The sequence below is a fragment of the Bradyrhizobium sp. LVM 105 genome, from assembly GCF_003957705.1.
Taxonomy (GTDB): Bacteria; Pseudomonadota; Alphaproteobacteria; order Rhizobiales; family Xanthobacteraceae; genus Bradyrhizobium; species Bradyrhizobium frederickii.
The window spans coordinates 38,045-51,624 of the sequence record NZ_QZMV01000018.1 but is presented as its reverse complement, the minus strand read 5'-3'; the positions used below and the strand labels follow the sequence as shown (position 1 = coordinate 51,624).

The 13,580-nt window shown below is 65.6% G+C and carries 12 protein-coding genes; 6 read left to right on the top strand and 6 right to left on the bottom strand.

The genetic code is table 11. From position 1 onward, the window contains the following. Window positions 1-76 precede the first annotated feature (76 nt). Together D6B98_RS33490 and D6B98_RS33485 are read right to left on the bottom strand one after the other, a co-directional pair. A complete protein-coding gene (locus D6B98_RS33490; protein WP_126261287.1) occupies window positions 77-664 on the bottom strand; it encodes a DUF4337 domain-containing protein in 588 nt (195 codons plus the stop codon). 249 nt (window positions 665-913) lie between these two features. Beyond that, window positions 914-1,879, bottom strand: a complete 966-nt coding sequence (locus D6B98_RS33485) for a tyrosine recombinase XerC (protein WP_126261286.1) — start codon at window positions 1,877-1,879, stop codon at window positions 914-916. 121 nt (window positions 1,880-2,000) lie between these two features. On the opposite strand from D6B98_RS33485, the gene D6B98_RS33480 reads away from it, so the two are divergent. Continuing rightward, window positions 2,001-4,211 carry a primosomal protein N' gene (locus D6B98_RS33480; protein WP_126261285.1) on the top strand — a complete coding sequence of 737 codons (2,211 nt, stop codon included), beginning with the start codon at window positions 2,001-2,003 and terminating at the stop codon, window positions 4,209-4,211. A gap of 231 nt (window positions 4,212-4,442) precedes the next feature. Here D6B98_RS33480 and D6B98_RS33475 read toward each other — a convergent pair whose 3' ends face one another. Next, window positions 4,443-4,940, bottom strand: coding sequence for a septal ring lytic transglycosylase RlpA family protein (locus tag D6B98_RS33475; RefSeq protein ID WP_126261284.1), 498 nt, complete (start codon window positions 4,938-4,940; stop codon window positions 4,443-4,445). Between the two features lie 684 nt (window positions 4,941-5,624). Here D6B98_RS33475 and D6B98_RS33470 point away from each other — a divergent pair. From D6B98_RS33470 to D6B98_RS33450, 5 genes are all read left to right on the top strand, one after another. Continuing rightward, a complete protein-coding gene (locus D6B98_RS33470) occupies window positions 5,625-6,185 on the top strand; it encodes a F0F1 ATP synthase subunit delta (protein WP_126261283.1) in 561 nt (186 codons plus the stop codon). Continuing rightward, window positions 6,185-7,714, top strand: a complete 1,530-nt coding sequence (gene atpA / locus D6B98_RS33465) for a F0F1 ATP synthase subunit alpha (RefSeq protein WP_126261282.1) — start codon at window positions 6,185-6,187, stop codon at window positions 7,712-7,714. The genes D6B98_RS33470 and atpA overlap by 1 nt, the downstream gene beginning before the upstream one ends. 176 nt (window positions 7,715-7,890) lie before the next feature. Continuing rightward, window positions 7,891-8,763, top strand: a complete 873-nt coding sequence (locus D6B98_RS33460; protein WP_126261281.1) for a F0F1 ATP synthase subunit gamma — start codon at window positions 7,891-7,893, stop codon at window positions 8,761-8,763. An 81-nt stretch (window positions 8,764-8,844) separates the two neighbouring features. Continuing rightward, on the top strand, window positions 8,845-10,278 hold the full coding sequence (atpD, locus tag D6B98_RS33455; protein ID WP_025032831.1) for a F0F1 ATP synthase subunit beta: 1,434 nt from the start codon (window positions 8,845-8,847) through the stop codon (window positions 10,276-10,278). A gap of 104 nt (window positions 10,279-10,382) precedes the next feature. Continuing rightward, window positions 10,383-10,790, top strand: a complete 408-nt coding sequence (locus D6B98_RS33450) for a F0F1 ATP synthase subunit epsilon (protein ID WP_126261280.1) — start codon at window positions 10,383-10,385, stop codon at window positions 10,788-10,790. A gap of 195 nt (window positions 10,791-10,985) precedes the next feature. On the opposite strand, the gene D6B98_RS33445 is transcribed toward D6B98_RS33450, so the two are convergent. From D6B98_RS33445 to D6B98_RS33435, 3 genes are all read right to left on the bottom strand, one after another. Beyond that, on the bottom strand, window positions 10,986-11,486 hold the full coding sequence (locus D6B98_RS33445) for an RNA pyrophosphohydrolase (RefSeq protein WP_126261279.1): 501 nt from the start codon (window positions 11,484-11,486) through the stop codon (window positions 10,986-10,988). Between the two features lie 178 nt (window positions 11,487-11,664). Then, on the bottom strand, window positions 11,665-12,171 hold the full coding sequence (locus tag D6B98_RS33440; RefSeq protein ID WP_126261278.1) for an RNA pyrophosphohydrolase: 507 nt from the start codon (window positions 12,169-12,171) through the stop codon (window positions 11,665-11,667). Between the two features lie 78 nt (window positions 12,172-12,249). Continuing rightward, on the bottom strand, window positions 12,250-13,473 hold the full coding sequence (locus tag D6B98_RS33435; RefSeq protein ID WP_126261277.1) for a divergent polysaccharide deacetylase family protein: 1,224 nt from the start codon (window positions 13,471-13,473) through the stop codon (window positions 12,250-12,252). Window positions 13,474-13,580 lie beyond the last annotated feature (107 nt).

Below are 13,580 nucleotides of genomic sequence, written 5' to 3'. Positions count from 1 at the left end.
CTTTCCTTGGAGGCAGTCTGGATTGCTTCGTCGCTTCGCTCCTCGCAATGACGCGGCGAGAGCCCCGCCGCAGCCCTCAATGCAAATGCAACAAATGCGGCCACCACAGGCCGAGCGCGGTCATGAACAGGCCGGCGATCGTCAGCACGCCGCTGACGTAAGCCAGCGCCATCATGCCCGTGATGATGGTGGCCGAGGCCAGCACGATGCCGATCTGGAAGGCGGCCGAGGCCAGCTCGAAGTGATGGTATTTCGCGGTCGCCTCGTCGCGATCGTGCTCGGCATGCTTGGCCTTCTCGGCGAGCTGCTCGGTGCCTTCGCCGGTCTCGGGTTCGGAGCGGTAGCGCGCCGCCGTCTTGGTCCAGTCGTCGATTTGCTTCTGCACGGCGGGCTTCTGCGCCTCGTCCGCGGCGGCGAGCGCGAGCTTGCCCTGCTCGGCCGCGGTCACCACCACGGTGCGGCGGATGCTCTTGGCCTGGAAGAACGCCCAGAGATTGGCGGCCTCGACGTTCTTGCTGATCGATTCGGTCTGGGCACCCTTGCCGAGCGTCTCTGAGATCGCCAGGAACAGCGCCAGCACCGCGATCAGGAGCGCGATCTTCTTGTTCGAGCCGGACGCGTGTTCGGCGTGCTCGGCGTGCTCCATGCTTTCGTGTGCGCCCATGATTCCCCTCTTGGTCGGTTCCGCAACGATTGACCGAACCGCGCGGCCAGCGCAAGAGGCACGCGAGCTATGACGAGAGTGTGTCAGTCTATTGGCACGTGTCCCGGACGCGGCGCAGCGTGCAGCGCTGCGACGCCGAGCCGGGACCCAGAAGCTTCAGATGATCGCGCGGCGGGATGGGCCCCGGCTCTGCAGCGCACCGCTGAAGCAGCGCTGCGCCGCGTCCGGGGCACGAGAGCTGCAAAGGCGTCAGCGCCGCGGATGCGCGCTGGCATAGACCTCGAGCAGCCGCTCGGAATCGATGCCGGTATAGACCTGGGTGGTCGACAGCGAGGAATGGCCGAGCAATTCCTGGATGGCGCGCAAGTCGCCGCCGCGCGAGAGCAGGTGCGTGGCGAAGGAATGGCGCAGCGCGTGCGGGGTGGCGCTGTCGGGCAGGCCGAGCGCGCCGCGCAGCCGCTCCATCGCGAGCTGGATGATGCGCGGGCTCAAGGGCCCGCCGCGCGCGCCGACGAAGATCGGGCCTTCCGCCGGCAGCGGATATGGGCACATCGCAACGTAGTCCTGCACCAGCTCGAGCACGTTCTGGAGCACCGGCACCATGCGGGTCTTGTTGCCCTTGCCGGTCACGATCAGCACGTCGCCTTCGCCGGGCCGCGGCACCTCGCGGCGCTTCAACCCCAGCGCTTCGGAGATGCGCAGGCCCGAGCCGTACAGCAGCGCCATCACCGCAGCATCGCGCGCCAAAATCCAGGTCTCGCGGTCCTCGCCGGCGCGCTCGTCGGCATCGGCAAGACGCTTTGCGGAGGCCATCGGCAGCGGCTTCGGCAGGCTCTTCGCCACCTTCGGCGCGCGAATGGCGGAGAGTGCGCCGACCTTGCCCTTGCCTTCGCGCTCGAGGAAGCGCCCGAACGAGCGCAGCCCCGCGAGCGCGCGCATCAGGCTGCGGCCGGCGATGTCATCGGCCCTGCGCATTGCCATGAAGGCACGCACGTCGGTGGCTTCCAGCGCGGCGAAACGCTTGAGCGTGACCCGCTCGCCCCAATGGGCACAGAGGAAATCCAGGCATTGCCGCAGGTCGCGGCCGTAGGCCTCCAGCGTCTTCGGCGACAGCCGCCGCTCGGCCCCGAGATGCGACAGCCAGCGCGTCATCTCCTGCGCGATCGAGGGATCGGCGCTGGCGAGCTCGATTTGTGGGGCGGCCGCTTTGCTCATGCGCTCTGGACGTAATGATTCCGCACAGTATATCGCATCACACTCGTTTATCGTTCGCTAAGGTCGCCCCCGGACGCTAGCCTTCGGCCCCGGGTTCCGATTCTCCCTGCAAAGACCGTTGATGGATCATTCGTCGCGCAGCACGACCGCCCCCACCAACGCGACCGGCATGGTCGACGTGCTGGTGCCGGTCGCGCTCGACCAGACCTATTCCTACAAGGTGCCGCGCGGGATGGAGCTGAAGGCGGGCGATCTCGTCGGTGTGCCGCTCGGGCCGCGCGAGGTGCTCGCCGTGGTCTGGGGCGAGAACGCCAATCCGGATCCGCGCCTGCACAACCGTCTCAAGGAGGTCAGCGAGAAGCTCGACATCCCGCCGCTCAAGCCCGAGCTGCGCCAGGTGGTCGACTGGGTCGCCAATTACACGCTGAGCCCGCGCGGCATGGTGCTGCGCATGTGCCTGCGGATGGGCGAAAATCTCGGTCCCGAGCGGGTGCGTCCCGGCGTGCGCCTGACCGGCGATCCGCCGAAGCGGCTGACGCCGGCACGCCAGCGCGTGATCGAGCTGCTGTCGGACCGGCTGCTGCACGGCAAGTCGGAAGCCGCCAAGGAAGCCGGCGTTTCCTCAGGCGTGATCGACGGCCTCGTCGACGAAGGTACGCTCACGGTCGAGCCGATGCCGCCGCCGGCGCCGCCCCCGGCGCCCGATCCCGATTTCGGCCGGCCGGATTTTTCGCCGCTGCAGCGGGCCGGCGTGGATGCCATGCGCGCGCTCGCCGCCAACGGCACCTTCCACGTCGCATTGCTCGATGGCGTCACCGGCTCGGGCAAGACCGAGGTCTATTTCGAGGCCGTCGCCGAAACCATCCGCCGCGGGAAACAGTCGCTGATCCTGATGCCGGAGATCGCGCTCACCGGGCAGTTCCTCGATCGCTTCGCGCAGCGCTTTGGCGTGCGTCCGATCGAGTGGCATTCTGAATTGACGCCGCGCACCCGCGCGCGCAATTGGGCGGCGATCTCCGCAGGCACCGCGCCGGTCGTGGTCGGCGCGCGCTCGGCGCTGTTTCTGCCTTACGCCGATCTCGGCCTGATCGTCGTCGATGAAGAGCACGACCAGGCCTACAAGCAGGACGAGGGCGTGCATTATCACGCCCGCGACATGGCGGTGGTGCGCGCGCATATCGCCAGGATCCCGGTGGTGCTGGCCTCGGCGACGCCGTCGGTCGAGTCCGAGGTCAATGCGCGCAAGAGCCGCTATCAGCGCATCGCGCTGCCCTCGCGCTTCGGCGGCCAGCACATGCCGCATATCGAGGCCATCGACATGCGCCGCGAGCCGCCCGCGCGCGGCCGCTTCATCTCGCCGCGGCTGGCCGGCGAGATCAGGACCGCAATCGAGAAGCGCGAGCAGGCGCTGCTGTTCCTCAATCGCCGCGGCTATGCGCCGCTGACGCTGTGCCGGGCCTGCGGCCATCGCTTCGCCTGCACCATCTGCGATGCCTGGCTGGTCGATCACCGCTTCCGCCAGCGCCTGGTCTGTCACCATTGCGGCTTCTCGATGCCGCGCCCGCATCTCTGTCCGAACTGTTCGGCCGAGGAATCGCTGGTCGCAGTCGGTCCCGGCGTCGAGCGCCTGCAGGAAGAGGCGGCGGCGCTGTTCCCGCAGGCGCGCACCATGGTGCTGTCGAGCGATCTCGTCACCTCGATCGAGACGATGCGCTCCGAGCTTGCCGAGATCGCGGAGGGCCGCGTCGATATCATCATCGGCACCCAGCTGGTGGCCAAGGGCCACAATTTTCCGCGGCTCAATCTCGTCGGCGTGGTCGATGCCGATCTCGGCCTGTCCAATGGCGATCCGCGTGCGGCGGAGCGCACCTGGCAATTGCTCAACCAGGTGATCGGCCGCGCCGGTCGCGAGCAGGGCCGCGGCATCGGCTATCTCCAGACCCACCAGCCCGACCATCCCGTGATGAAGGCGCTGATCGCCTGCGACCGCGAGGCCTTCTACGACAGCGAGATCGAGCTGCGCGAGAAGACGCTCTATCCGCCGTTCGGCCGGCTCGCCAGCCTGATCATCTCCGCCGGCGACCGCCCGAGCGCCGAAGGTCTCGGCCGCCGTCTCGTCGCGCTCGCGCCGCGCGACGAGCGCGTCGTGGTGCTGGGGCCTGCGGAAGCGCCGCTCGCCGTGATCAAGGGCCGCTACCGCTTCCGCATCCTGGTGAAATCGGCGCGCGGTTTCGATCTGTCGGATTATTTGCGCAACTGGCTCGCGGTCTGCCCGAAGCCGACGGGCAATCAGAAGCTCGAAGTCGACGTCGACCCGCAGAGTTTTTTGTAAGCGCTGCCGCCGCCACATCCTCCGCCGTCATTCCGGGGCGCGACGAAGTCGCGAGCCCGGAATCCATCGGACGGCATGACGTGCGGTGAAATGGATTCCGGGCTCGCGCTTCGCGCGCCCCGGAATGACAGAACGTAAAAAAGCCCGCGGTCCCCCAAGACCGCGGGCTTGTTTCAGGCGCGCATCAAACTGATGAAAACTGCGCGCGTGACGTGAGGCGCGGCTGGCGCCTTAGGAAACGACTTCCGCGGTGACACGGCCAACGCCGGCACCGGTGAGGCCGATGGCGCGGGCGGCGCCCGTGGAGAGGTCGAGCACCCGGCCGCGAATGAACGGGCCGCGGTCATTGATGGTGACGATGACGCTGGAGCCGCGGTGGGTGACGCGCAGCTTGGTGCCGAACGGCAGCGAGCGGTGCGCCGCGGTCAGGGCGTTCTGGTTGAAGCGCTGGCCCGAGGCGGTGCGGCTGCCGGACTCGTTGCCGTAATAGGAGGCGATGCCGGAAAAGCTGCGGCCGGTGCCCGAGGTCGGATTCATCGCCGCATTGGCATTGCGCCAATCGGAGCTCGCGTTGGCGTCGGCCTGGGCGTGGTGACGGTGATGATGCTTGTGGTGGCGGGATTTGGCGGAAGCTTCGGTGGCTGTTCCACCGATCAGGAGAGTTGCGGCAACGAAAGCGATCGCCGTACGCGGCCGGGTCACAAAGCCCAGCGTCTTCAAAGACAACATTTATTGGTCCCTAAGCTAGTATTGCCACATGTGTGGCAAGTGGAGCCCCCATCAGTTTGTGAGCGGTCTGGCGTTTCGATCCCTAATGCGGCGTGAATTGGGCAGTAAATCGGTTCTGTGTCGTCATGAAACATCTTGTTACTCGAACCAGATATTCAGCCTCATATCCTTAATCTTCGCATTTAACGATATGTTAACCTATTGAATACTTACGAATACTGTAAAACGAAGTCATACCTTTAATTGTTTAGAATTGGGTAAGTATTCGGCGAGTGGAGCTGCGGGGACCGCAGTCACGCCTCAGCGATCCGTGTTCATGGCCGCTATGCGCTGGGGGCAGGAACCAAAGCCGGGGGAAGGAGCCGCGAGCCCGCGCCAATTCCGCGACCGGTCAGGTCACCATCCCAAGTCCTTGATCGAGTCTGGTCCGATCGCGAGACCCCGGCAGACATCGATGTCGCAGCGTGCGACGAACTGGCGACAGAACCTCGTGCCTTTAATTTGGCGTCATGTTGCACCTGCGCGCCTGCTATGTTAGCAAAGCCGCGATTTTAACGAGCCCGGCACGTCCCGTGCTGGTCGAAAATCGAAGTCCCGCTTGAATTCCAAGGGCTTGGATCGCTAGGCGCCGCTTCGTGGCGACGGTTTTTCCCTTGCGAGTTTGACAGCAAAAAGAGCGCGTCTGTGGCTGCAGAAGATACGTCCGTTTCCGGTGTGTCCGGCCGTTATGCAACGGCCTTGTTCGAACTGGCCCGCGACCAGAAAGTGGTCGATGAGGTCAAGGCCGATCTCGAGAAATTCGAGGCCTTGCTGAACGAAAGCGCCGATCTGAAGCGCCTTGTCCGCAGCCCGGTGTTCGCCGCCGACGCCCAGTCCAGGGCCCTGTCGGCCGTGCTGGCCAAGGCCGGCATCGCCGGCATCTCCGCCAATTTCCTCAAAGTGCTGACCGCCAACCGCCGCCTGTTCGTGGTGGCGGACGTCATTCGCGGCTATCGCGCCCTCGTCGCCAAGTTCAAGGGCGAGACGACGGCCGACGTCACGGTGGCGGAAGCGCTCTCGGACAAGAATCTCGACGCCCTCAAGGTTGCCCTGAAGTCGGTGACCGGCAAGGACGTCGCGCTGAACGTGAAAGTCGATCCCGCGATCATCGGTGGCCTCGTCGTCAAGCTGGGCAGCCGCATGGTCGATGGTTCGCTTCGCACCAAACTCAATTCGATCAAGCACGCGATGAAAGAGGCAGGCTGATGGACATCCGCGCCGCGGAAATTTCCGCGATCCTCAAGGACCAGATCAAGAATTTCGGCCAGGAAGCTGAAGTCTCCGAAGTCGGACAGGTGCTGTCCGTCGGCGACGGTATCGCCCGCGTCTACGGTCTGGACAACGTCCAGGCCGGTGAAATGGTCGAGTTCGAGAACGGCACCCGCGGCATGGCGCTGAACCTCGAAACCGACAACGTCGGCGTCGTTATTTTCGGTGCCGACCGTGAGATCAAGGAAGGCCAGACCGTCAAGCGCACCCGCGCCATCGTGGACGCGCCGGTCGGCAAGGGCCTGCTCGGCCGCGTCGTCGACGCGCTCGGCAACCCGATCGACGGCAAGGGCCCGATCCAGGCCGACAAGCGCATGCGCGTCGACGTCAAGGCGCCCGGCATCATTCCGCGCAAGTCGGTGAGCGAGCCGATGGCGACCGGCCTCAAGGCGATCGACGCCCTGATCCCGATCGGCCGCGGCCAGCGCGAGCTGATCATCGGCGACCGTCAGACCGGCAAGACCGCGATCGCGCTCGACACCATCCTGAACCAGAAGCCGCTCAACGCGCAGCCCGACGAGAACATCAAGCTGTACTGCGTCTACGTCGCGGTCGGCCAGAAGCGCTCGACGGTTGCCCAGTTCGTCAAGGTGCTGGAAGAGCAGGGCGCGCTCGAATACTCGATCATCGTCGCCGCCACCGCCTCGGATCCGGCGCCGATGCAGTACATCGCGCCGTTCACCGGCTGCACCATGGGCGAGTACTTCCGCGACAACGGCATGCACGCCGTCATCATCTATGACGACCTTTCGAAGCAGGCCGTCGCCTATCGCCAGATGTCGCTGCTGCTGCGCCGCCCGCCGGGCCGCGAAGCCTATCCCGGCGACGTATTCTACCTGCACTCCCGCCTGCTCGAGCGCGCGGCGAAGCTGAACAAGGACCAGGGTTCGGGCTCGCTGACGGCGCTGCCTGTCATCGAAACCCAGGCCAACGACGTGTCGGCCTACATCCCGACCAACGTCATCTCGATCACCGACGGCCAGATATTCCTGGAAACCGACCTGTTCTTCCAGGGCATCCGTCCCGCGGTGAACGTCGGTCTGTCGGTGTCGCGCGTCGGCTCCTCGGCGCAGACCAAGGCCACCAAGAAGGTCGCCGGCAAGATCAAGGGCGAGCTCGCGCAGTACCGCGAAATGGCGGCGTTCGCGCAGTTCGGCTCCGACCTCGACGCCTCGACCCAGCGCCTGCTCAACCGCGGCTCGCGCCTCACCGAGCTCCTGAAGCAGCCGCAATTCTCGCCGCTGAAGATGGAAGAGCAGGTCTGCGTGATCTGGGCCGGCACCAACGGCTATCTCGATCCGCTGCCGCTCAACAAGGTGCGCGCGTTCGAGGACGGCCTGCTCTCGCTGCTGCGTGGCAAGCACGTCGACATCCTCACTTCGATCCGCGACAGCCGCGACCTCTCCGACGACACCGCTGCCAAGCTGAAGTCGGTGGTCGAAGGTTTTGCGAAGAGCTTCGCGTAACTAAAGGGCGTCATGGCCGGGCAAGAGCGCGAAGCGCGTCTTCGCAATTGAGCTCCCGGCCATCCACGCGTCACCGCGTGGGCAGAAGACGTGGATGCCCGGGACGAGCCCGGGCATGACGACTGGGATAGGCAGCGGCTCGATCATAAGGGTCGAACCGCCGGGGTGAACGAAGAATGGCGTCACTTAAAGACATGCGCGTCCGCATCGCCTCCACCAAGGCGACGCAGAAGATCACCAAGGCCATGCAGATGGTCGCAGCCTCCAAGCTGCGCCGCGCGCAGACCGCCGCGGAAGCGGCGCGTCCCTATGCCGACAAGATGAGCGCGGTGATCTCCAACATCGCCAGCGCCGCGGCGGGCTCGCCCGGCGCACCGGCGCTGCTGGCCGGCACCGGCAAGGACCAGGTCCACCTGCTGCTGGTCTGCACCGGCGAGCGCGGCCTGTCCGGCGCCTTCAACTCCTCGATCGTGCGCCTGGCGCGCGAGCGCGCCCTGGCGCTGATGGCGCAGGGCAAGGACGTGAAGTTCTTCTGCGTCGGCCGCAAGGGCTACGAGCAGCTGCGCCGCCAGTTCGACAAGCAGATCGTCGAGCATCTCGACCTGCGCAGCGTGCGCCAGCTCGGCTTCGTCAATGCCGAGGACATCGCCAAGAAGGTGCTGGCGCGTTTCGACAACGGTGAATTCGACGTCTGCACCCTGTTCTATTCGCGCTTCCGCTCGGTGATCGCGCAGATCCCGACCGCCCAGCAGATCATTCCGCTGGTGGTCGAGGAGGGCGGTGCCGCCAACACGACGTCTTACGAATACGAGCCGGAAGAGGACGAGATTCTCACCCGCCTTCTGCCGCGCAATCTCGCGGTCCAGATCTTCCGGGCGCTGCTCGAGAACAACGCCTCGTTCTACGGCGCGCAGATGAGCGCGATGGACAACGCGACGCGCAACGCCGGTGAGATGATCCGCAAGCAGACGCTGGTCTACAACCGCACGCGTCAGGCGCAGATCACCAAGGAACTGATCGAAATCATCTCGGGCGCCGAGGCCGTCTGATCAAGACGCTTCAGTACCCACTCAACCCAACATCCCGGTCGTAGACCGTGGCTTAGAAGTTCGGATCGAAGGAGACATTCAATGGCAGCCCAGGTCGGTCGCGTCACCCAGGTCATCGGCGCCGTCGTCGACGTGCAGTTCGAAGGCCACCTCCCGGCCATTCTCAATTCGCTCGAGACCAAGAACGGCGGCAACCGCCTGGTGCTCGAAGTCGCCCAGCATCTCGGCGAGTCCACGGTCCGCACCATCGCGATGGACACCACCGAGGGTCTGGTCCGCGGCCAGGAAGTGACCGACACCGGCGCTCCGATCCGCGTTCCCGTCGGCGAGGGCACGCTCGGCCGCATCATCAACGTCATCGGCGAGCCGATCGACGAAGCCGGTCCCGTCAAGACCGAAGGCCTGCGCGCCATCCATCAGGAAGCGCCGACCTACACCGACCAGTCGACCGAAGCCGAAATTCTCGTCACCGGCATCAAGGTCGTCGACCTCCTCGCTCCCTACGCGAAGGGCGGCAAGATCGGCCTGTTCGGCGGCGCCGGCGTCGGCAAGACCGTGCTCATTCAGGAGCTGATCAACAACGTCGCGAAGGCGCACGGCGGTTATTCCGTGTTCGCCGGCGTCGGCGAGCGCACCCGCGAGGGCAACGACCTCTATCACGAGTTCATCGAGTCCAAGGTCAACGCCGATCCGAAGAATCCCGATCCGAGCGTGAAGTCGAAATGCGCGCTGGTGTTCGGCCAGATGAACGAGCCGCCGGGCGCCCGCGCCCGCGTCGCGCTCACCGGTCTGACCATCGCGGAAGACTTCCGCGACAAGGGCCAGGACGTGCTGTTCTTCGTCGACAACATCTTCCGCTTCACCCAAGCCGGTTCGGAAGTGTCGGCGCTGCTCGGCCGTATTCCTTCGGCCGTGGGTTATCAGCCGACGCTCGCCACCGACATGGGCGCGCTGCAGGAGCGCATCACCACCACGCAGAAGGGCTCGATCACCTCGGTGCAGGCCATCTACGTTCCGGCCGACGACTTGACCGACCCGGCGCCCGCGACCTCGTTCGCGCATCTTGACGCGACCACGACGCTGTCGCGCTCGATCGCCGAAAAGGGCATCTACCCCGCGGTGGACCCGCTCGACTCGACCTCACGCATGCTGTCCCCGCTGGTCGTCGGCGAGGAGCATTACGCGGTCGCCCGTCAGGTCCAGCAGGTGCTGCAACGCTACAAGGCGCTGCAGGACATCATCGCCATTCTCGGCATGGACGAGCTTTCGGAAGAGGACAAGCTGACTGTGGCCCGCGCCCGCAAGGTCGAGCGCTTCATGTCGCAGCCGTTCCACGTCGCCGAAATCTTCACGGGCTCGCCGGGCAAGTTCGTCGACCTCGCCGACACCATCAAGGGCTTCAAGGGCCTCGTGGAAGGCAAGTACGACCACCTGCCGGAAGCCGCCTTCTACATGGTCGGCACCATCGAAGAAGCCGTCGAGAAGGGCAAGAAGCTCGCTGCCGAGGCGGCCTAAGGGGCGAATGGCGAATAGGGAGTAGCGAGTAGAGGCGCTGCTCCCCGGTTCGCTACTCGCCATTCGCTACTCGCCATTCGCCACTCGCTATTCGCAGGTTTCCCATGGCCACCTTCCACTTCGATCTCGTCTCCCCGGAAAAGCTCGCCTTCTCGGGCGAGGTCGACCAGGTCGACATCCCCGGCGTCGAGGGTGACTTCGGCGTGCTGGCAGGGCATGCGCCGGTCGTGGCGGCGATCCGCCCCGGCATCCTCACCGTCACTACCGGCGGCAAGCACGAGAAGGTCATCGTGCTCGGCGGTATCGCCGAGGTTTCCGAAAAGGGCCTGACCGTGCTCGCCGACGTCGCGACGTCGCTGGCCGAGCTCGATCGTGCCCAGTTCGCCGAGACGATCGCGGAGATGGAAGAGAGCCTGAAGGAGCACGAAGGCAGCGAGCTCGATCAGGCCATCGAGCGGCTCGACCACTTCAAGAGCATTCAGCACCAGCTCAACGCGACGGCTATGCACTAAGCCCCGGGGCACCGCTCCGGGGCTCAAGTCTGAAATTCCTGAACAGGTTCAGCGCTCGCCACCGACCGTGGCGGGCGTTGAACTTTCGTTGCACGAGAGATGGCGGTCTCTCACACGCGCACCCGCAAATGGCCGGCCGAAATCCTCAATGATTTCAAACCCCGTTCTACTGTGCATGGGGTTGTTTTCGCGGTTTCAGTTTGCGAAGGGCGCAAACTGCTCGGCCACCGCGCGATAGACCTCGCGCCGGAACGGCACCACGATGTCGGCGACGCGGTCGAGGCGCTCCCAGCGCCAGGCGTCGAACTCGGCGGGCTGGCCGTTGCGCGGCGTCAGCGGGTCGATCTCGTCATCCTTGCCGGTGAAGCGCAGCGCGAACCATTTCTGGCGCTGGCCGCGGAATTTCGCCAGCCGATGCGTCTGCGGGCCGTCGTAAGGCGGGAATTCGTAGGTCAACCAGTCGGTCTCGCCGAGATAGTCCGCGCTGACGACGCTGGTCTCCTCCCAGAGCTCGCGCATCGCCGCGTCGCGCAAGTTCTCGCCCTCGTCGACGCCGCCCTGCGGCATCTGCCAGTCGAGCCCGGGCAGGATGACCTCGGGCCCGTCGCCCTTGAAGCGGTGGCCGACCAGCACGCGGCCATCGGCATTGAACAGGGCGATGCCCACGTTGGGGCGGTAGGGCTTTTCATTGGTCATCTTTGTCATTCCGGGGCGCGCGGAGCGCGAGCCCGGAATCCATAACCACAGGCAGTCGACGGTTGGAAGCTCGCGGTGATATTCGGCCCACCATTACCGCCTGGGGTTATGGATCTCCGCCCCCGTGCGCAATTGCGCACTAGGCGGGGATGACGAGCGAGGGTGGAGCGACAGTGGATCATTCATCCGCCAGTGCGGCAAATTCCTGCACCACGCGTTCATAGACCGGGCGCTTGAACGGGATGATCAGTCCGGTCAGATTCTTCATCGGCTCCCAGCGCCAGCTGACAAACTCGGCCTTGTGGCCGCCGCCGCCGGGCTTTTCGACGTCGATCTCGCTGTCCTTGCCGGTGAAGCGCACCGCGTACCATTTCTGGCGCTGGCCGCGGTAGCGGCCCTTCCAGGCGCGCCCGGCGACCGTGCGCGGAATGTCGTAAGTGAGCCAGTCCGGGACCTCGCCGAGCCGCTCGACCGAGCGCACGCTGGTCTCCTCATACAGCTCGCGCTTGGCGGCCTCCCAGGTGTCCTCGCCGGGATCGACGCCGCCTTGCGGCATCTGCCAGACATGGGTGTCGTCGACATGCTCGATGCCGCCGGCGCGGCGGCCGATGAACACACGTCCCTCTTTGTTGAGCAGCATCACACCGACACAGGTGCGGTAGGGCAGATCCTCGTAACGCGCCATTCCGCCAGACCTCTCGCATGCTGCCGGTACGGCCTAACCGGCCTCCCGCCAGGACAAGTGCCGTACCAATTCGTTGATTTAGCTGGATTTTGATTTCAGCATCGCGGTTGTCAATGGCACCAGGAGAATACCCCGGTCGCCCAATGTCCTGGTCCAGGCAGCGATGCGGTCGATCGAGACGGGCAGAGCGGAGGCCGTACCGACGGCGATGCCGCGCTCGCGCGCCGTCGTTTCGAGCTTGTTGAGCGCGCGGTCGATCTCGGTCGCCGTCGGCACCACGTCGATCGCGATGTCGCCCTTGCCGAACGGCATGGCCTGGCTCGCCGCAGCCTGCGCTGCGATGCTGCGGGGCGAGGAGCCGTCGTCGAAGAAGCCGAGGCCGCGCTTGGCAGCCTCGCGGATGATCGGCTGCATCGCCGGCTCGGTCGCGATGAAGCGGGCGCCCATGAAATTGGCGATGCCGGCATAGCCCTGCATCCGGCTCAGATGCCAGTACAGGCGGTCCATGTTCTGGTCGGCGCTGAGCGAGGTCAGCAGCGTCTGCGGTCCCGGGTCGTTGTCGGGAAAATCGTAGGGCTCCATCGGGATCTGCAGGAAGATCTCGTGGCGCTGAGCACGGGCCCGCTCGGCGAGCTTGCCGGGATCGGCGCCATAGGGCGTGAAGGCCAGCGTCACCGCGCCCGGCAGCTTCATGATGGCGTCGGTGGTCTTGGCGGCGCCGACGCCGAGGCCGCCGATCACGATGGCGACAACCGGCATCTTGGCGGCCTTGGCGCGATCGGCATCCGCGGCATAGACGCTGAACGGCTTCAGCCCTTCGGTCGCGACCGGGATCATGCCGTAGCGCGATTTCTCCAGCAGTTTTGGATTGATCCCGGCCATGACGGGCGGCGGGGCTGACGCTGCGGCATCGCCCTTGTCGGCGGCATCGCCGGCACCGATGACCACGTCGTGGCGGGCGCCGGTGGAGCCGTCGATCATCGTGACGGTCTTCGGCTCACCCACCTGCTTCGGGGCACCTTTGGTCTCGTGGTTGCCCGCTTGCTTGGTCTCGGGGCCATGGTCTGTGGCCGCGGGCTTCTCGTCCGCTGCCTTGTCCGCCGGCTTGATCGCGATCCGCGTCATCGGCTCGCCGCCGAGCGGGTCCTTGTTGAAGATGGCGAAGCCGGCAAAGGTGATCAGGAACAGGCTGAGCAGAACGGCGAGCAGCTGCATGGCCGTGAACGGCAGCCGCAGCCGGCGTTGCCGGCGCGGCTTATCCTGTCCGAGCGGGGCGCTCAGATCATCGGCCGTTTCAGTCATGCGCGATCCCGAATCACTGCAAATGACGATACCACGCCGAGGTCAAGCGGCGGCAGGCCGGGAGAGGCCGGGGATGCCAGCTCCCAAGCAAAAAGGGCGGCTCACTG

Excerpts from the sequence above, each read along its gene's own strand:
- D6B98_RS33490 (WP_126261287.1), bottom strand. The coding sequence starts at position 664 with ATGGGCGCACACGAAAGCATGGAGCACGCCGAGCACGCCGAACACGCG.
- D6B98_RS33485 (WP_126261286.1), bottom strand. The coding sequence starts at position 1,879 with ATGAGCAAAGCGGCCGCCCCACAAATCGAGCTCGCCAGCGCCGATCCC.
- D6B98_RS33480 (WP_126261285.1), top strand. The coding sequence starts at position 2,001 with ATGGATCATTCGTCGCGCAGCACGACCGCCCCCACCAACGCGACCGGC.
- D6B98_RS33475 (WP_126261284.1), bottom strand. The coding sequence starts at position 4,940 with ATGTTGTCTTTGAAGACGCTGGGCTTTGTGACCCGGCCGCGTACGGCG.
- atpA (WP_126261282.1), top strand. The coding sequence starts at position 6,185 with ATGGACATCCGCGCCGCGGAAATTTCCGCGATCCTCAAGGACCAGATC.
- D6B98_RS33460 (WP_126261281.1), top strand. The coding sequence starts at position 7,891 with ATGGCGTCACTTAAAGACATGCGCGTCCGCATCGCCTCCACCAAGGCG.
- atpD (WP_025032831.1), top strand. The coding sequence starts at position 8,845 with ATGGCAGCCCAGGTCGGTCGCGTCACCCAGGTCATCGGCGCCGTCGTC.
- D6B98_RS33450 (WP_126261280.1), top strand. The coding sequence starts at position 10,383 with ATGGCCACCTTCCACTTCGATCTCGTCTCCCCGGAAAAGCTCGCCTTC.
- D6B98_RS33445 (WP_126261279.1), bottom strand. The coding sequence starts at position 11,486 with ATGACCAATGAAAAGCCCTACCGCCCCAACGTGGGCATCGCCCTGTTC.
- D6B98_RS33440 (WP_126261278.1), bottom strand. The coding sequence starts at position 12,171 with ATGGCGCGTTACGAGGATCTGCCCTACCGCACCTGTGTCGGTGTGATG.
- D6B98_RS33435 (WP_126261277.1), bottom strand. The coding sequence starts at position 13,473 with ATGACTGAAACGGCCGATGATCTGAGCGCCCCGCTCGGACAGGATAAG.